Raw genomic sequence first — 17,410 nt, 5'->3', positions numbered from 1 at the left:
CCTGTCACACCGCTCGCACGACGTGCTTGATCTCCTGGAACGCGCTCAAGCCCCACGGCCCCAGCTCCCGGCCGATGCTGCTCTGCTTGTAACCGCCCCAGGCGGTCTGCGGGAAGATCACCTGCGGCGCATTGATCCAGACCATACCAGCCAGCAACGCATTGGCCACGCGCTCGGTCCTTTCGGGATCCTGCCCGACCACGCTGGCCACCAGGCCAAACTCAGTGTCGTTGGCCTGGGCAATGGCCTCGGCTTCACTGGTCGCACGGCGCACGCACAACACCGGGCCAAAGATTTCTTCCCGCCACAAGGCGCTGCCTTGCGGCACATCGGCAAACACCGTCGGGCGCAAGAAGTAGCCGCACGGCAGGTGTTGCGGACGCTGACCGCCGCAAATCAGTCGCGCACCGGCGCTCACGCCCCGATCGATATGCCCCAGCACACGCTCGTACTGCGCCTGGTTCACCAGGGCGCCCATTTCGGTGTCCTCGGCAAAGGGATCACCAACCTTGATGGCCTCGGCGCGGGTTTTCAGACGTTCCAGAAATTCATCGTAAAGAGCATCAGCCACTACCACCCGGCTGGTGGCCGAGCACATTTGCCCGGCATTGAAGAAGCCGCCGCCACTGGCCATTTCCACGGCCAGTTCCAGATCGGCGTCTTCCAATACCAGCAACGATGATTTGCCGCCCAGCTCCAGGCTTACACCCTTGATCGTTTCTGCCGCGCGCTGCATGACCTGAACACCGACGGCATTGCTGCCCGTGAACGAGATCCTGGCAATACGCGGATCAGCGGCCAGTGGCGCACCGACAGCAAGCCCGGTACCGCAGACCAGGTTGAACACTCCGTCAGGCAGGCCGCTTTCAGCGATGATTGCAGCCAGTTCAAGCTCAGGCAGCGGCGTGACTTCCGAAGGTTTCAGCACCACGCAGCACCCCGCCGCCAGGGCCGGCGCCAGCTTCCAGGCCGTGGTGACCATCGGGAAGTTCCACGGCACGATCAGGCCGACAACGCCGCAGGGCTCACGGCGCACGCGCGCGCTGAAGGCGTCGCTCGGCAGCGGCACATTGCTGTCCTGGGACACACCCAATGCGTCGGCAAGGTCGGCGTAGTAATTGAACGTCGCGATCACATCATCGACGTCGATGCCGGCTTCGAACAGCGGCTTGCCGTTGTTGCTCGACTGAAGCTGCATGAGGTGCTCACGCCGGGCGGCAACACCCTCAGCGATAGCACGCAGGTACACGGCGCGCTCGGCGGCTGAGGTCGTCGACCAAGCGCTGAAGGCAGCCTGCGCGGCCTGGACCGCGTGCTCTACCGCCCCAGTGTCGGCACCGGCGACCTGCGCCAGCGGTTGTTCAGTGGCAGGGTTGATCACCGTCAACGGTGCGTTGCCGTGTTGCCACGTGCCATTGATGTAAACACCCGGCAGGGTTTGGGGAAAATTCAGCATGCTTTAAGGCCTTTCATCCAGACACCTTGGTCAATCTCGATCAGAGTCGGTCCGTTGCGCTCGCTCGCGGCACGCAGCGCAACCCGCAGTTCCTCCGCCCCATCCGCCGCCTCGGCGGCACAGCCCAAGGCCTTGGCAACGCCGATAAAGTCCGGGGTGTGGATGTCTACGCCAACCGGTTCGATCGAGCGGTTGACCATGTACTTTTTGATCTCTTCATAGCCCTGGTTATTCCAGAGCAGGACGATGACAGGGATTCGCGCTTCAACGGCGCTGGCCAGTTCCGGCAGGGTAAATTGCAAGCCGCCGTCACCGATCAGGCACACCACGGGGCTACGGGAATCGCGCCATGGACTGCCGCCGAGCCAGGCTCCCATGGCCGCCGGCAAGGCATAGCCAAGGGTGCCGTAGCCGGTCGAAGCGTTGAACCAGCGGCGCGGATGGTCCGGGTTCAGCGTCAGGTTGCCGGTGTAGACCGGCTGGGTCGAGTCGCCCACCAGCACCGCGTTCGGCAGTTCTTCCAACAAGGTGTCGAGGAACAGGGTCTGGCCACGCATGGCGGTATCCCACGAGGCCTCGTTGACCTCGCGCAAGGCCGCAGCCCGGGCTGGGCCCCAATCGGCCACACGTTCGATCAAGGGCAAGGCGACCACTGCGTCGAACAGGGCCTGGGCGGCCACCTGGGCGTCTGCAACCAGCGCCACCTTCGGCGGGTAGTTACGCACTGTCTGATCCGGGTCGATATCCACACGCAGCAGGGTGCCGGGAATCTTGAAGCCGCCGGCGAAGGTGACGTCGTAGTCGGTTTCCGCCAGCTCGGTGCCGATGGCCAGTACCACGTCGGCTTCCTCGATCAGTGCTCGGGTAGTGTCCAGGGTCTGGGTCGAGCCGATCAGCAGCGGATGCTTGCCAGGCAGCATACCTTTGGCATTGATGGTCAGCGCCACCGGCGCCTGCAGGTGTTCGGCCAGGCGGGTCAGTGCTGCGGCAGCATCAATGGCGCCCCCGCCAGCAAGAATCAGCGGGCGACTGGCCTCGGCCAGCAGTGCGGCCATCTGACTCACCGCCTCAGGTGCGGCACCGGCACGGGCAATATGCACCGGTTCGCTGCTCAGCAAGTGGTCGGCCGGCTGCACCAGAACATCCAACGGAATTTCGATATGCACGGGGCGCGGGCGGGCGCCCTCGAACACAGCAAAGGCACGGGCCAGCACACTGGGCAGGTCGTCAGCGCTCATCAGTGTATGAGAGAACGCCGCCACGCCCGCCACCAATGCGCCCTGGTTCGGCAACTCGTGCAGCTTGCCGCGCCCGCCCCCCAGTTGAGTACTGGACTGGACGCTGGAAATCACCAGCATCGGGATCGAGTCGGCATAGGCCTGGCCCATGGCAGTGGTGATGTTGGTCATGCCGGGGCCGGTGATGATGAAGCAGACACCCGGCTTGCCGCTGGTGCGCGCATAGCCGTCAGCCATGAATCCGGCACCTTGCTCGTGGCGAGGGGTCACGTGCTCGATCGGGGAGCGGGCCAGCCCGCGGTAAAGCTCCACGGTATGCACGCCGGGAATACCAAATACCTGGTCGACGCCGTAGCGTTCAAGCAGTTTTACCAACACTTCGCCACAAGTAGCCATGTTCGAATGCCTGTCTTTTGTTCGAGGAACACTGAAAAGTGGCTTCATTGGAACTGGCGGCGACGTACCTGCACAATGCAAAAATAGTCATACTAGCCATGTCCACAGATCATGCCTGGTACCGCCATGAAACGCCTTCCGCCCTTGCCGGCCTTGCACACCTTTTTGATTACCGCCCAGTGTTGCAACTTCACCCGGGCCGCCCAGCAATTGCATATCACCCAAGGCGCGGTGAGCCGACAGATCGCCGGGCTGGAGGATCATCTGGGTTATGCGCTGTTCTTTCGCCAGGCCCGGGGCCTGGCCCTGACACCCCAGGGGCGCGAGTTGTTTGCGCGGATTCAACAGGTGTTCAATTTGATTGACGAGGCCGTCGAGCACGTCGGCGCCAAGCGCGAAGCCCTTCAACTCAAGGCCCCGACCTGTGTCATGCGCTGGTTGTTGCCGCGATTGATGCAGTGGCAGGCGCAACGCCCGGACGTGCCGGTGGAGCTGACCACCACAGTCGCCCACGGGGTGGACTTTCGCCGCGAGGCGTTCGATGCGGCAGTGGTCTATGGCCCGCCACCCAATCACGGGCTGACCGCGCGGCATCTGTTCGATGAACAACTGACACCCGTCTGCTCACCCAGGTTGCTGGCCGGCCCCCTGCCGTTGAGCACTTACAGCGACCTGGACACGCACATGCTGCTGCACCCGACTTGCGACGAGCAGGACTGGGAAACCTGGCTGAAGGTGGCGGGCATCACGCTGAATAACATCGGCAAGGGCCAGCATTTCGAGACGCTGGACTTGGCGATGTCAGTGGCATCGCAAGGGACGGGCGTGGCCATCGGCGACTGGGCGTTGATTGCCGAGGACCTGGCCAGTGGACGGCTGGTGATGCCATTCGAATTGAAAGTGCCCACGGGACTGGCCTACTACGTGGTATTGCCGCCACGCAGTACACCATCACCAGGATTGCTGGAGTTGATGGATTGGTTGTGCCGGCAGGCCGGGGAGCGTTAACGTGCGCGCGCAGGCTTTTGGACCTGCGATCTGGACTGAGCGCGGTCGCTGATCCTGGCCTACGCTTCAGACAGAGCCTTTTTACGTGCAAGAGGTGAGTGTCATGACCCTAAAAACAAGAAAATGCGCGTTTATCTTTGCCATTGCCGCCGTGATTGGCTTGTATGCAGCCGCCGCCTATCGCCTCGAGCAAGCCCGCAATGCGCCACGCGACCAGTCGTCGTGCATGTTCACCCAGTGCGTTCCGCACACCGCCTCGATGGCTGCTGTCAGGTAGATGCTTCGGCCTTGCCGCCGAGCTGCCGAGCTGCCGATAAGTCTTTGGCGACATCCCGCTCATGCGCCGAAAGAACCTGCCTTACGGAGCGATCGAGTAAGACGCTTAGCTAGCTATCGAGTACACTGACGGTCACTTCAGCCCGCGCGCCTGGCGTGCGGGCATCACTGCTTCCAGGGCTGCCCGTGACCGATCTGAACACTCCCAAACCTGCCTTGCGCAGCGTGCTGGTCGCGCTGATGCTGGCGATCTTTCTCGGCGCCCTTGATCAAACCATCGTTGCCGTGTCGATGCCTGCCATTTCTGCGCAATTCAACGATGTTTCCCTGCTGGCCTGGGTGATCTCCGGTTATATGGTCGCCATGACCGTCGCCGTGCCGATCTACGGCAAGCTGGGCGATCTGTATGGCCGTCGGCGCCTGATGTTGTTCGGGGTTGGGCTGTTCACCCTGGCGTCGGCTTTTTGTGCGATGGCGCAAAGCATGGAACAGCTGGTGCTGGCGCGAATCATCCAGGGCATCGGTGCCGGCGGGATGATTTCGGTGGCCCAAGCCATCATTGGCGATATGGTGCCGCCGCGCGAACGCGGCCGCTACCAAGGGTATTTCAGTGGCATGTACGCGCTGGCCAGTGTCGCCGGCCCGGTGCTGGGTGGCTATCTGACCGAGTTTCTGTCCTGGCGCTGGGTGTTCTGGCTCAACCTGCCGCTGGGTCTCGCCGCCTGGGCGATTTCCCGCCGTACCCTGCGCAGCCTCAAGATCCCGCAACGCACGGTGGTGATCGACTACCTGGGGACAGTCCTGCTGATCATCGGCCTGACCGCCCTGCTGCTGGGCATCACCCAGATCGGTCAAGGTTATTCCTGGCGCGATCCGGCCGTATGCGCATTGCTGCTGTCCGGCGTGCTGACCCTGGCCGTGTTTGCCTGGTATGAGCTGCGGGTGCCTGAGCCCTTGCTGCCAATGCAGCTGTTCGCCAACCGCAACGCCACGCTGTGCTGGTGCACGGTGTTTTTCACCAGCTTCCAGACAATTTCCCTGACAGTATTGATGCCGATGCGCTATCAGACCGTTACCGGTGCCGGGGCTGACAGTGCCGCCTTGCACCTGCTGCCGCTGGCCATGGGCTTACCGATGGGTGCTTATTTCGCCGGGCGCATGACTTCCCTGACCGGCCGCTTCAAGCCACAGATTCTCGCTGGCGCACTGCTGATGCCGGTCGCCATTGTCGGCATGGCCTTCAGCCCGCCGCAGTCGATGCTGCTCAGCGGGCTGTTCATGGTGCTGACCGGGATTGCCTGCGGGTTGCAGTTCCCCACCTCACTGGTGGGCTCACAGAATGCAGTAGAAGCGCGGGATATCGGCGTGGCAACCAGCACCACCAATCTGTTTCGCTCACTGGGCGGCGCCATGGGTGTAGCCTGTATGTCAGCCTTGCTGCTGGCGATGCTCGAACACTCGAGTCTCGCTCACCTGGGCAGCATGGCCATCGGCGAAGGTACGTCAGGCAATCCCCTGCTCGATGGCCTGAATGCGACCAACGGCGCCGAACAGTTGGCGTTGCGCGCGGAGCTTCTGATCACCTTCCGCCATCTGCTGCTCGGCAGTGCCGCCGTCTCGCTACTGGGGTTGGCAGCCGCCATTGCCATGCCCAACCGAATCCTGCGCGGACGTGAAGAAAACGTCATCTTCAAGGGCTCGAGGTAGCGCGATAATCGCGTAACTTTTACAGCAAGTTTCGGGAGACACACCCCGATTCAAACCTTCATTTGCGCAGTGCCGGGCTCAGGCGCAGCATATCCAGCCCAGTGTCGACCCACCGCTCGGCAGTTTCATGCAGTTCGAAACTGTCCGGCAACAGCAGCCATTGGCCCAGCATGCCGTCGACGTAGGCATGCAGCGTGAGCGTTGCCCGGGCGGTATCCAGGTCATGCGGCAACTGTCCGCGGTTGACGGCATTGCGCAGCGACAATTCGATGCGGACGTTGCAATCCAGGGTGGCGACTTGTCGCTGACGGCGCAAATCGCACATTTCATCGGTGAATTCGCACTTATGGAACAGAATTTCGTTAATGCGCCGGGTCTGCGGGTCCAGCGCCACTTGCTGAAACAACTGGACCATCAATTGTCGCAGGCAGCCCAGCGGGTCGAGTTCGTCCTGGCTTTCGCTGGCGCGGGCCAACGCATCCAGCGGCTCATGCAAGGTATCCAGCATGGCCTGTACCAGGTCGGCCTTGTTCTCGAAATGCCAATAAATAGCGCCCCGGGTCACCCCCGCCTGGGTCGCGATATCCGCCAGGGTGGTTCGCGCCACACCGCGCTCATAAAAAGCCTTCTGTGCAGCATCGAGAATCTGCTTGCGGGTTTCCTGGGCTTCTTCTTTGGTGCGGCGAACCATGGCAGTGCGACCTCCATCAGGCAGTCCCGGGTCGGCACTGACGCCGCCCGGAATCGTAGTCAGAACGCCGGTATCAGCGCATTCATGACGGTTTAGTTTAAGGCTTGTCGCGTCAGCAGGACGCAGACACGGGTATTTACAAACAAGCATGAATGTAAGTATATTCATTAGCAAGCTACTTATCGAAACAATTTTTCACCTTTTCATTATTCTTGAGCGTTCGCGCTTACGACCGAGGATCTTCATGCAATTCAAGCCAGCTGTTACCGCTCTGGTTTCCGCCGTCGCCCTGGCTACGCTGCTCAGCGGCTGTAAAAAGGAAGAAGCGGCGCCAGTCGCTAAACCCCCTCAGGTCGGCGTGGTCACCCTCCAACCCCAGGCATACACCCTGACGTCCGAGCTGCCAGGGCGCACCACCGCGTTCCGCATCGCTGAAGTACGCCCTCAGGTCAACGGCATCATTCTCAAGCGCCTGTTCAAGGAAGGCGGCGAAGTGAAAGCCGGCCAGCAGCTCTATCAGATCGACCCTTCGATCTATGAGTCGACCCTGGCCAGCGCCCAGGCCAACCTGCAATCGACCAAATCCCTGTCCGATCGTTACAAGCAGCTGGTAGCCGAACAGGCTGTCAGCCGTCAGGAATACGACGATGCGCAGGCCAAACGTTTGCAAGCCGAAGCCACGCTCAAGAGCGCCCAGATCGACCTGCGCTACACCAAGGTACTGGCACCGATTTCCGGCCGTATCGGCCGTTCGGCAGTCACCGAAGGTGCGCTGGTCAGCAATGGCCAGACCGACGCCATGGCCGTTATTCAGCAACTGGACCCGATCTATGTCGATGTGACGCAGTCCTCGGCTGAACTACTCAAACTGCGCCGTGAACTGGAAAGCGGCCAGCTGCAGAAGGCCGGCGCGAATGCCGCCAAGGTCACCCTCAAGCTGGAAGACGGCAGCCCCTATGTCCACGAAGGCACGCTTGAGTTCTCGGAAGTGTCGGTCGACGAAACCACCGGTTCCGTCACCCTGCGGGCGGTATTCCCCAACCCGGATCACAACCTGCTGCCCGGCATGTTCGTGCACGCTCGCTTGAACGCCGGCGTTCACAGCTCGGCGATTCTGGCACCGCAACAGGGCGTGACACGTGACCTCAAAGGCCTACCGACCGCTCTGGTGGTGAACCAGGAGAACAAGGTTGAACTGCGCCAGCTCAAGGCCAGCCGCACCGTCGGCAGCCAATGGCTGATCGAAGATGGCCTGAACCCGGGTGATCGCCTGATCACCGAAGGCCTTCAGTTCGTCAAACCTGGCGTCGAGGTCAAGGTGACCGAAGCCACCAACGTCAAGCCGGCAACACCGGGTGTCCCGGCCAATGCGTCGGCCGCCGCTGGCGCGAAAGGGAAGTAAACCATGTCGAAATTCTTTATCGACCGCCCCATTTTTGCCTGGGTGATCGCCCTGGTGATCATGCTGGTCGGCGCGCTCTCCATCCTGAAATTGCCGATCAACCAATACCCGAGCATTGCGCCGCCTGCGATCGCTATCGCCGTGAGCTACCCGGGTGCCTCTGCGCAAACCGTGCAAGACACCGTGGTGCAGATCATCGAGCAACAGCTCAACGGTATCGACAACCTGCGTTATGTCTCCTCGGAAAGTAACTCCGACGGCAGCATGACCATTACCGCGACCTTCAACCAGGGGACCAACCCCGATACCGCGCAGGTCCAGGTGCAGAACAAGCTGAACCTGGCCACCCCGCTGTTGCCGCAGGAAGTGCAGCAACAGGGGATCCGCGTGACCAAGGCGGTGAAGAACTTCCTGATGGTGATCGGCCTGGTGTCCGAAGACGGCAGCATGACCAAGGACGACCTGGCCAACTACATCGTCTCCAACATGCAGGACCCGATCTCGCGTACCGCCGGTGTCGGTGACTTCCAGGTGTTCGGTGCGCAATACGCCATGCGAATCTGGCTCGACCCGGCCAAGCTGAACAAATTCCAGCTGACCCCGGTTGACGTCAAGACCGCCGTGGCTGCGCAAAACGTCCAGGTGTCTTCCGGCCAACTGGGCGGCCTGCCTGCCGTTGCCGGCCAGCAACTGAACGCCACGATTATCGGCAAGACCCGCCTGCAAACCGCCGAGCAGTTCAAGAACATCCTGCTCAAGGTCAACCGCGACGGTTCCCAGGTACGCCTGGGTGATGTCGCGGACGTCGGCCTGGGTGGCGAGAACTACGCCGTCAGCGCGCAGTTCAACGGCAAGCCCGCGTCGGGCCTGGCGATCAAGATGGCCACCGGTGCCAACGCCCTGGACACGGCCAAGGCGCTGCGCAAGACCATCACCGATCTGGAACCGTTCTTCCCGCAGGGCATGAAAGCGGTGTTCCCGTATGACACCACGCCGGTGGTGACCGAATCGATTTCCGGGGTTATTCACACCCTGATCGAAGCGATCGTGCTGGTGTTCCTGGTGATGTATCTGTTCCTGCAGAACTTCCGCGCCACGGTGATCACCACCATGACAGTGCCGGTGGTATTGCTGGGCACCTTCGGTATCCTCGCGGCCTTCGGTTTCAGCATCAACACCCTGACCATGTTCGGTATGGTGCTCGCCATCGGCTTGCTGGTGGACGACGCCATCGTTGTGGTGGAGAACGTCGAGCGGGTGATGGCCGAAGAAGGCTTGTCACCCAAGGAAGCGACCAAGAAGTCCATGGGCCAGATCCAGGGCGCGCTGGTCGGTATCGCCCTGGTGCTGTCGGCGGTACTGCTGCCCATGGCGTTCTTCGGCGGCTCGACCGGTGTGATCTACAAGCAGTTCTCGATCACCATCGTTTCGGCCATGGCGCTGTCGGTTCTGGTCGCCCTGATCTTCACCCCTGCCCTGTGCGCCACCATGCTCAAGGCCATCCCGGCTGGCGAGCACGGTCAACCCAAGCGTGGCTTCTTCGGCTGGTTCAACCGCAACTTTGACCGCAGCGTGCGCGGCTACGAGCGCGGTGTCGGCAATATCCTGCGGCACAAGACGCCATACCTGATTGCCTACCTGGTGATCGTGATCGGCATGGGCTGGCTGTTCACCCGCATCCCGACGGCGTTCCTTCCGGAAGAAGACCAGGGCGTACTTTTTGCCCAGGTCCAGACTCCGGCCGGCTCGACTGCCGAGCGGACCCAGGCGGTGGTCGATGAGATGCGCGAGTATCTGCTCGACAAGGAAAAAGACACCGTCAGCTCGGTATTTACCGTGAACGGCTTCAACTTCGCCGGTCGCGGCCAGAGTTCCGGCATGGCGTTCATCATGCTCAAGCCGTGGGACGAGCGCTCGACCGAAAACAGCGTGTTCAACCTGGCAGCCCGAGCCCAGCAGCACTTCTTCAGCTTCCGCGATGCGATGGTGTTTGCCTTCGCCCCGCCTGCGGTAATGGAGCTGGGTAACGCCACCGGTTTCGACGTGTACCTGCAAGACCGGGCCGGCGTCGGCCACGCCAAGCTGATGGAAGCTCGCAACCAGTTCCTCGGCATGGCCGCGCAAAGCAAGGTGTTGTCTGCCGTGCGTCCGAACGGCCTGAACGATGAACCGCAGTATCAGTTGACCATCGATGACGAGCGCGCCAGTGCCTTGGGCGTGACCATCGCCGATATCAACAACACCCTGTCGATTGCTCTGGGTGCCAGCTACGTCAACGACTTCATCGACCGTGGTCGGGTCAAGAAGGTGTACATCCAGGGCCAGCCAGGCGCGCGGATGAACCCTGAAGACCTGAAGAAGTGGTACGTACGCAACAGCAACAACGAGATGGTGCCGTTCTCGTCCTTCGCCAGCGGCGAATGGATTTACGGGCCACCGAAGCTGTCGCGCTACAACGGTGTCGAAGCCATGGAGGTCCTCGGTGCACCGGCGCCTGGTTACAGTACCGGTGAGGCCATGGCTGAAGTCGAAGCGATTGTCGCGAAACTGCCGGCGGGTATCGGTTACTCGTGGACGGGGCTGTCGTACGAAGAACGCTTGTCCGGCTCTCAGGCCCCTGCGCTGTATGCATTGTCCCTGCTGATGGTATTCCTGTGTCTGGCAGCCTTGTACGAAAGCTGGTCGATCCCGATCGCCGTCGTGCTGGTAGTGCCGTTGGGGATCATCGGTGCGCTGCTGGCCACCAGCCTGCGCGGGCTCTCGAATGACGTGTACTTCCAGGTCGGCCTGTTGACGACCATTGGTCTGGCGGCAAAAAACGCCATTCTGATCGTCGAGTTCGCCAAGGAGCTGCATGAGCAGGGCCGCAGTCTCGTCGACGCCGCCATCGAGGCCTGCCGCATGCGTCTGCGTCCAATCATCATGACCTCGCTGGCGTTCGTGCTGGGTGTGGTTCCGCTGGCGATTTCCACCGGTGCAGGCTCCGGCAGCCAACATGCAATCGGTACGGGCGTAATCGGCGGTATGCTGACGGCAACGGTGTTGGCAATCTTCTGGGTACCGCTGTTCTTCGTGGCCGTGTCTTCGCGGTTCAGCAGCAAGAAAGCCGACGAGAAAGACACCGCACAAACTCCACGTTATGAGGCTGGCGAATGAGCAAGTCCCTATTGTCCCTGACGGTAGCCGCGTTTGTACTCAGCGGTTGCTCGCTGATACCCGACTACCAGCAGCCTGCGTCGCCGGTGGCGGCGCAGTGGCCACAAGGCCCGGCCTACTCGCCGACCGAAGCGGCCAATATCGCGGCAGCCGAGCAAGGCTGGCGCCAGTTCTTCCAGGATCCGGCGCTGCAGCAACTGATCCAGACCTCGCTGGTCAACAACCGCGACCTGCGGGTCGCGGCGCTGAACATCGACGCCTACCGTGCCCAGTACCGCATCCAGCGCGCCGACCTGTTCCCGGCCGTCAGCGCCGATGCCAGCGGCAGTCGCCAACGGCTCCCGGCCAACCTGTCGACCACCGGCGAGTCGAGCATCAGCAGCCAGTATTCGGCGACCCTGGGCGTCAGCGCCTATGAGCTGGACCTGTTTGGCCGCGTCCGCAGCCTGAGCGAACAGGCCCTGGAAACCTACCTGTCCAGCGAAGAAGCACGCCGCTCGACGCAGATCAGTCTGGTCGCCAGCGTCGCCAATGCCTACTTCACCTGGCAGGCCGACCAGGCCCTGCTGAAGCTGACCCAGGACACGCTGAAAACCTACGAGCAAAGCTACAAGCTGACCTCGCGCAGCAACGAAGTCGGCGTGGCATCGGCGCTGGACGTGAGCCAGGCACGCACTTCGGTCGAAGGCGCCAAGGTCAAGTTGGCCCAGTACCAACGCCTGGTGGCCCAGGACTTGAATAGCCTGACCGTACTGGTCGGCACTGGCTTGCCAGGCAATCTGCCGGCGGCCCAACCGCTGGACGCCGACCTGCTGCGCGAAATGCCCGCCGGCCTGCCGTCTGACCTGCTGCAGCGTCGCCCGGACATCCTTGAAGCCGAACATCTGCTCAAGGCCGCCAATGCCAACATCGGTGCCGCCCGTGCAGCGTTCTTCCCGAGCATCAGCCTGACTGCCAATGCCGGCACCCTGAGCCCGGACCTGGGCGGCTTGTTCAAGGGTGGTTCGGGAACCTGGTTGTTCCAGCCGCAAATCAGCTTGCCGATCTTCAACGCCGGCAGCCTGAAGGCCAGCCTGGATTATTCGAAAATCCAGAAAGACATCAACATTGCCAAGTACGAGAAGACCATCCAGACCGCCTTCCAGGAAGTCTCCGATGGCCTGGCCGCGCGCCAGACCTTCAACGATCAGTTGCAGGCGCAGCGTGATCTGGTCGCCGCCAACCAGGACTACTACCGTCTGGCCGAGCGTCGCTATCGTATCGGCGTCGACAGCAACCTGACCTTCCTCGATGCCCAGCGCTCGTTGTTCAGCGCCCAGCAATCACTGATCAGCGACCGCCTCTCGCAGCTGGTGAGCGAGGTCAATCTGTACAAGGCCCTGGGTGGCGGCTGGTACGAGCAGACGGCGCAAACGCCGGCGAGCACTACGCCCAAGGGTTGATTCAGCGGGACACAGACACAAACCCTGTGGGAGCGGATTTATCCGCGAATGAAAACGCCGCGGTTTATCAGGCATTGCGCGGCGCCTACATTCGCGGATAAATACGCTCCCACATGTTCTGCGCCTTAACTGACTGGCATTGGGGCAAGCCCGGCTCCTACGGACTTTGTAGGAGCCGGGCTTGCCCGCGAAGCTTTTGGCCGCAGCAAAATCCAAATCAAAAATGAAGTAACTAGTCAGTTAGTGTTCGTTTATCGCACAAATTAGTCTTTAACGAATTGATTCACACCTTCCAAGCCAGCAACATCGCCCTCAAGGCAAATTGCCCACCCCGACCAAAACCAATAAAAACAGGTTCCCCTATGTACTCACGCGCCCCCCTTTCCGGCTGACGTTCCTGACGACCTCGCTCGCGCAGGAAGTGCTGGCCTGTTCGCACCCGATCGACCCCAACCAAGCTCCACGACTGCGACCCTGGTTCGTCGCAGCGGCCTGCTGTTGCCCATTGTTTACACGAGAGACAGACCAATAATGAATACTCTTATCCGCCCTGCTCTTCCCAACCTGCTGGCCCTGGCAGTGACCGGCCTGAGTTTGCCCACCCTGGCGGCTGAATCCGGGTTTGTCGAAGATGCCAAAGTCGGTCTGAACTTGCGTAACTTCTACATCAACCGCAACTTCACCAACCCGTCTCACCCCCAGGGCAAAGCGGAAGAATGGACGCAGAACTTCATTCTTGATGCCCGTTCCGGCTTCACTCAAGGCGTGGTCGGTTTCGGTGTGGACGTGTTGGGTCTGTACTCGGTCAAGCTCGATGGCGGGCGAGGCACCGGCGGCACCCAATTGCTGCCGATCCATGACGGTGGTCACCCGGCCGACGACTTCGGTCGCCTGGGCGTGGCCCTGAAGGCCAAAATTTCCAAGACCGAATTGAAGGTCGGTGAATGGATGCCGGTACTGCCCATCCTGCGTTCCGACGATGGCCGCTCGCTGCCGCAAACCTTGCGCGGCGGCCAGATCACCTCTCAGGAAATCGCCGGCCTGACCCTCTATGGCGGCCAGTTCCGCGCCAACAGCCCGCGCAACGATGCCAGCATGGAAGACATGTCCATGAACGGCAAAGCAGCCTTCACCTCCGACCGCTTCAACTTTGTCGGCGGTGAATACACCTTCAACGACAAGCGCACGATGATCGGCCTGTGGAATGCCGAGCTCAAGGACATCTACAACCAGCAGTACATCAACCTGGTACACAGCCAGCCACTGGGCGCCTGGACCCTGGGCGCGAACCTGGGCTACTTCATCGGCAAGGAAGACGGCAGCGCACTGGCTGGCGAGTTGGACAACAAGACCGCTTCAGCGCTGCTGTCAGCCAAATATGGCGGCAACACCTTCTATGTCGGCTTGCAGAAAGTGACCGGCGACAACGCCTGGATGCGCGTCAACGGCACCAGCGGCGGGACTCTGGCCAACGACAGCTACAACTCCAGCTTCGACAACGCCAGGGAAAAATCCTGGCAGGTGCGCCATGACTATAACTTCGCGGGGCTGGGTGTACCGGGCCTGACCTTGATGAACCGCTACATCAGCGGCAGCAATGTGCACACCGGCGTGATTACCGATGGCAAGGAATGGGTACGGGAGACTGAACTGGCCTATGCACTGCAGTCCGGCGTGCTGAAGGGCCTGTCGCTGAAACTGCGGAACTCGAGCATCCGTCGCGACTACAGCACCAATGAGTTCGACGAGAACCGCCTGATCATCAGCTATCCGATCAGTATTCTCTAACCCGACCTCATTCGCGGCGGTGCGGCGATCCGATAAATCCGCTCCCACATGTCATGCGCATGACATGTGGGAGCGGATTTATCCGCGAATCGGTTTACATCACCCGCGCGACTCAACCCCCAACTCATCCCACACCGACTCGGCCAGGTGAAAGGTGGCGTTGGCTGCTGGAATGCCGCAGTAGATCGCGCTCTGCATCAGCACTTCCTTGATTTCGTCACGGGTCACGCCGTTGTTGGCGGCGGCGCGCAGGTGCAGTTTGAGCTCGTCGTTGCGGTTCATGCCGATCAGCATGGCGATGGTGATCAGGCTGCGGGTATGCCGTGGCAGGCCCGGACGGGTCCAGATGTCACCCCAGGCATGACGGGTGATCATTTCCTGGAACTCGCCGTTGAAGTCATTCAGGTTCTTCAGGCTGCGATCGACATGGGCCTCGCCCAACACGGCGCGGCGAACTTTCATGCCTTCGGCGTAACGCTCTTTCTCGTCCACGAATGACTCCTCAACGCGCTTGCAAAAAGTCGATGACACGGCGGCTGAACGGCTCGCCGACTTCAACGTTAGACAGGTGCGCCGCATAGAACTCGGCGTACTCGGCGCTGTTGACGTGCTCCTGGATAAACAGCCCACCAGACGGCGGTGTGACCGCATCTTCAGAACCGGAAATCACCAGGGTCGGGACCTTGATGGTACCCAGTTGCTCACGGAAATCCGCATCGCGCACGGCCGCGCAGTTGGCGGCATAACCTTCTGGCGAGGTGGCGGCCAGCATGTCGGTGATGCGCTTGGCCTGATCAGGGTGCTCGGCCGAATAACCCGGGGTGAACCAGCGAGCAATCGAGGCATCACGCAGGCCGATCATGGCTTCCTGGCGGTCGCGCAGGACCATTTCGATGCGCGGGTTCCAAACGTCCGGGTTGCCGATCTTGGCCGCAGTGTTGCAGACGATCAGGCGGTTCAGGCGCTCACCGGCGTTGATGCCCAGCCATTGGCCGATCAGGCCGCCCATCGACAGCCCGCAGAAATGGGCGCGTTCGATGTGCAGCGCATCCAGCAGTGCCAGCACATCGCGGCCCAGCTGCTCGATGCTGTAAGGCCCTTGCGTGACCAGCGAACGACCATGACCACGGGTGTCGTAACGCACGACGCGGAAATACTCGGCGAAGGCCGGGATCTGGGTATCCCACATATGCAAGTCAGTGCCCAGCGAGTTGGACAGCACCAGCACGGGTGCGTCTTGCGGGCCATCGATCTGGTAGTTCAGTTCGCCATCGGCGAGTTGTACGCTTCCCACAGCAGTCTCCTTAGACACTCAGACGGGTATGTTCTGCCACCGCACGCTCGACCCAGGTGGTGGCCTGGCCGAGGTAATGGGCAGGGTCGAGCAGACGATCAAGTTCGTCTGCCGAAAGCTCGGCGGTCACCGTGGGCTCGTCACCCAACACCGCACGCAGGTGGCGCTGTTCGGCCACCGCACGCTTGCAGCAGGTTTCCAGCAAATGATGGGCCGCATCACGGCCCAGCCGCTGTGCCAGGACAATGCTGACCGCTTCGGCCAGCACCAGGCCCTGGGTCAGTTCGAGGTTGCGGCGCATGCGCGCGGCATCCACTTCCATGCCCTCGGCGATCAACAAGGCTTGCTGCAGGGCGCCGGACACCAAGCAGCAAATCTGCGGCAAGGTTTCCCATTCGGCATGCCACAGGCCCAGGCTGCGCTCGTGTTCCTGCGGCATGGCGCTGAACAGTGTGGCCAACAAACCGGGCACTTGGGTCGCGGTGCCGATCAGCACGGCAGCGCCTACCGGGTTGCGCTTGTGCGGCATGGTCGAAGACCCGCCCTTGCCAGGCGCTGCCGGTTCAAACACTTCACCGGCCTCGGTCTGCATCAACAGGCTGACATCGCGGCCGAGCTTGCCCAGGCTGCCGGCGATCAGGCCCAGCACCGAGGCGAATTCCACCAAACGGTCGCGCTGGGTGTGCCACGGCTGCTCCGGCAAGCTCAGGTTCAGCTCATCGGCCAGCGCTTCGGCCACCGCAAAGGCTTGATTGCCCAGCGCAGCCAGGGTGCCGGACGCACCACCGAACTGCAGGGTCAGCAAGCGTGGTGCCAGTTCCTGCAAGCGCTGGCGGCTACGGCTTACCGCGCCCAGCCAGCCAGCGATCTTCATGCCCAGGGTGACCGGCGTTGCGTGCTGCAACCAGGTGCGGCCCGCCAGCGGCGTGTCGGCATAACGCTGGGCTTGCACGGCCAGGGCATCGCCCAGGCGCGCCAGATCAGCCTCGATCAACGCCAGTGCTGCACGCAGTTGCAGCACCAGGCCGGTGTCCATGGCATCCTGGCTGGTAGCGCCCAGATGCACATAACGCTCGGCTTCAGGATTGTTGCGGGCAATTTCGCGCCCCAGGGCCTTGGCCATCGGGATCGCCGAGTTGCCCGCCGTGGCGATGGCTTCGCCCAGCGCCGCAAAGTCATACAGCTCTGCCCGGCAGGCGGCGCTGATCGGCGCAACGGCCTCGGCCGGAATCACTCCGACCCTGGCTTCGGCCCGCGCCAGCGCTGCCTCGAAATCGAGCATGCCCTGCACGCGGCCATGGTCGGAAAACACCTCACGCATGCTGCGGGCCGTGAAGTAGGCATCGAACAGCTGATTGCCCGGTCTTTGACTCATGAAAACATCCTTTTGAATGGCGCGCCGCTACCGACGCGCCCGAATGGATCGGGTGATCAGCACAAACGCCAGGAACGGACGGTCGAGGTCATGATTGTTTCACTCCTGGGGACATACCTGAATCTAGACACCCTCGGAAACAATCCCGTTCCGCAGGCCAAAACCCGAAACACCGACAGCC

General features: G+C 61.7%; 13 protein-coding genes. 7 read left to right on the top strand and 6 right to left on the bottom strand.

The window, feature by feature from the left end:
• Positions 1–4: 4 nt before the first annotated feature.
• A complete protein-coding gene (locus tag GUY40_RS07095; RefSeq protein WP_166568238.1) occupies positions 5–1,456 on the bottom strand; it encodes an aldehyde dehydrogenase family protein in 1,452 nt (483 codons plus the stop codon).
• A complete protein-coding gene (locus tag GUY40_RS07090; protein WP_166568237.1) occupies positions 1,450–3,090 on the bottom strand; it encodes a 5-guanidino-2-oxopentanoate decarboxylase in 1,641 nt (546 codons plus the stop codon). Before GUY40_RS07090 ends, GUY40_RS07095 begins: the two co-directional genes overlap by 7 nt.
• A gap of 126 nt (positions 3,091–3,216) precedes the next feature.
• On the opposite strand from GUY40_RS07090, the gene GUY40_RS07085 reads away from it, so the two are divergent.
• The 3 genes from GUY40_RS07085 (at position 3,217) to GUY40_RS07075 (ending at position 6,081) form a co-directional block, all read left to right on the top strand.
• On the top strand, positions 3,217–4,098 hold the full coding sequence (locus tag GUY40_RS07085) for a LysR substrate-binding domain-containing protein (protein ID WP_166568236.1): 882 nt from the start codon (positions 3,217–3,219) through the stop codon (positions 4,096–4,098).
• Between the two features lie 103 nt (positions 4,099–4,201).
• Complete coding sequence (locus tag GUY40_RS07080) at positions 4,202–4,375, top strand: hypothetical protein (protein WP_166568235.1); 174 nt, start codon at positions 4,202–4,204, stop codon at positions 4,373–4,375.
• Positions 4,376–4,560: 185 nt separating this feature from the next.
• Positions 4,561–6,081 (top strand): MDR family MFS transporter, encoded by a 1,521-nt coding sequence (locus GUY40_RS07075; RefSeq protein ID WP_166568234.1) that lies wholly within the window; start codon positions 4,561–4,563, stop codon positions 6,079–6,081.
• 58 nt (positions 6,082–6,139) lie between these two features.
• Here the strand turns inward: GUY40_RS07075 and GUY40_RS07070 are convergent, their stop codons facing one another.
• On the bottom strand, positions 6,140–6,772 hold the full coding sequence (locus GUY40_RS07070) for a TetR family transcriptional regulator (protein ID WP_166568233.1): 633 nt from the start codon (positions 6,770–6,772) through the stop codon (positions 6,140–6,142).
• A 244-nt stretch (positions 6,773–7,016) separates the two neighbouring features.
• Here GUY40_RS07070 and GUY40_RS07065 point away from each other — a divergent pair, with 244 nt between their 5' ends.
• The 4 genes from GUY40_RS07065 (at position 7,017) to GUY40_RS07050 (ending at position 14,560) form a co-directional block, all read left to right on the top strand.
• Positions 7,017–8,174, top strand: a complete 1,158-nt coding sequence (locus GUY40_RS07065) for an efflux RND transporter periplasmic adaptor subunit (protein ID WP_166568232.1) — start codon at positions 7,017–7,019, stop codon at positions 8,172–8,174.
• Between the two features lie 3 nt (positions 8,175–8,177).
• Positions 8,178–11,330 carry an efflux RND transporter permease subunit gene (locus GUY40_RS07060; RefSeq protein ID WP_166568231.1) on the top strand — a complete coding sequence of 1,051 codons (3,153 nt, stop codon included), beginning with the start codon at positions 8,178–8,180 and terminating at the stop codon, positions 11,328–11,330.
• A complete protein-coding gene (locus GUY40_RS07055; protein WP_166568230.1) occupies positions 11,327–12,772 on the top strand; it encodes an AdeC/AdeK/OprM family multidrug efflux complex outer membrane factor in 1,446 nt (481 codons plus the stop codon). The genes GUY40_RS07060 and GUY40_RS07055 overlap by 4 nt, the downstream gene beginning before the upstream one ends.
• A gap of 531 nt (positions 12,773–13,303) precedes the next feature.
• Positions 13,304–14,560, top strand: a complete 1,257-nt coding sequence (locus GUY40_RS07050; RefSeq protein WP_166568229.1) for an OprD family porin — start codon at positions 13,304–13,306, stop codon at positions 14,558–14,560.
• A 99-nt stretch (positions 14,561–14,659) separates the two neighbouring features.
• Here GUY40_RS07050 and pcaC read toward each other — a convergent pair whose 3' ends face one another.
• The 3 genes from pcaC to GUY40_RS07035 are packed head-to-tail and all read right to left on the bottom strand — an operon-like array spanning position 14,660 to position 17,229.
• The gene (gene pcaC / locus GUY40_RS07045; RefSeq protein WP_166568228.1) at positions 14,660–15,052 is read right to left on the bottom strand and encodes a 4-carboxymuconolactone decarboxylase; all 393 of its coding nucleotides are present in this window, start codon (positions 15,050–15,052) and stop codon (positions 14,660–14,662) included.
• Positions 15,053–15,062: 10 nt separating this feature from the next.
• Entirely contained in the window at positions 15,063–15,854 is a 792-nt protein-coding gene (gene pcaD / locus GUY40_RS07040) for a 3-oxoadipate enol-lactonase (protein ID WP_166568227.1), read from the bottom strand.
• 10 nt (positions 15,855–15,864) lie between these two features.
• Positions 15,865–17,229, bottom strand: coding sequence for a 3-carboxy-cis,cis-muconate cycloisomerase (locus tag GUY40_RS07035; RefSeq protein WP_166568226.1), 1,365 nt, complete (start codon positions 17,227–17,229; stop codon positions 15,865–15,867).
• Positions 17,230–17,410 lie beyond the last annotated feature (181 nt).

The organism is Pseudomonas sp. R5(2019), from assembly GCF_009905435.1.
Lineage (GTDB): Bacteria > Pseudomonadota > Gammaproteobacteria > Pseudomonadales > Pseudomonadaceae > Aquipseudomonas.
The sequence above is the reverse complement of the archived record's forward strand: the minus strand, read 5'-3'. Positions and strand labels throughout refer to the sequence as shown.

What these genes read in the sequence shown, in the direction of transcription:
- GUY40_RS07095 (WP_166568238.1), bottom strand. Translation starts at nt 1,456, where the DNA reads ATGCTGAATTTTCCCCAAACCCTGCCGGGTGTTTACATCAATGGCACG.
- GUY40_RS07055 (WP_166568230.1), top strand. Translation starts at nt 11,327, where the DNA reads ATGAGCAAGTCCCTATTGTCCCTGACGGTAGCCGCGTTTGTACTCAGC.
- GUY40_RS07070 (WP_166568233.1), bottom strand. Translation starts at nt 6,772, where the DNA reads ATGGTTCGCCGCACCAAAGAAGAAGCCCAGGAAACCCGCAAGCAGATT.
- GUY40_RS07090 (WP_166568237.1), bottom strand. Translation starts at nt 3,090, where the DNA reads ATGGCTACTTGTGGCGAAGTGTTGGTAAAACTGCTTGAACGCTACGGC.
- GUY40_RS07080 (WP_166568235.1), top strand. Translation starts at nt 4,202, where the DNA reads ATGACCCTAAAAACAAGAAAATGCGCGTTTATCTTTGCCATTGCCGCC.
- GUY40_RS07065 (WP_166568232.1), top strand. Translation starts at nt 7,017, where the DNA reads ATGCAATTCAAGCCAGCTGTTACCGCTCTGGTTTCCGCCGTCGCCCTG.
- GUY40_RS07060 (WP_166568231.1), top strand. Translation starts at nt 8,178, where the DNA reads ATGTCGAAATTCTTTATCGACCGCCCCATTTTTGCCTGGGTGATCGCC.
- GUY40_RS07085 (WP_166568236.1), top strand. Translation starts at nt 3,217, where the DNA reads ATGAAACGCCTTCCGCCCTTGCCGGCCTTGCACACCTTTTTGATTACC.
- GUY40_RS07050 (WP_166568229.1), top strand. Translation starts at nt 13,304, where the DNA reads ATGAATACTCTTATCCGCCCTGCTCTTCCCAACCTGCTGGCCCTGGCA.
- GUY40_RS07035 (WP_166568226.1), bottom strand. Translation starts at nt 17,229, where the DNA reads ATGAGTCAAAGACCGGGCAATCAGCTGTTCGATGCCTACTTCACGGCC.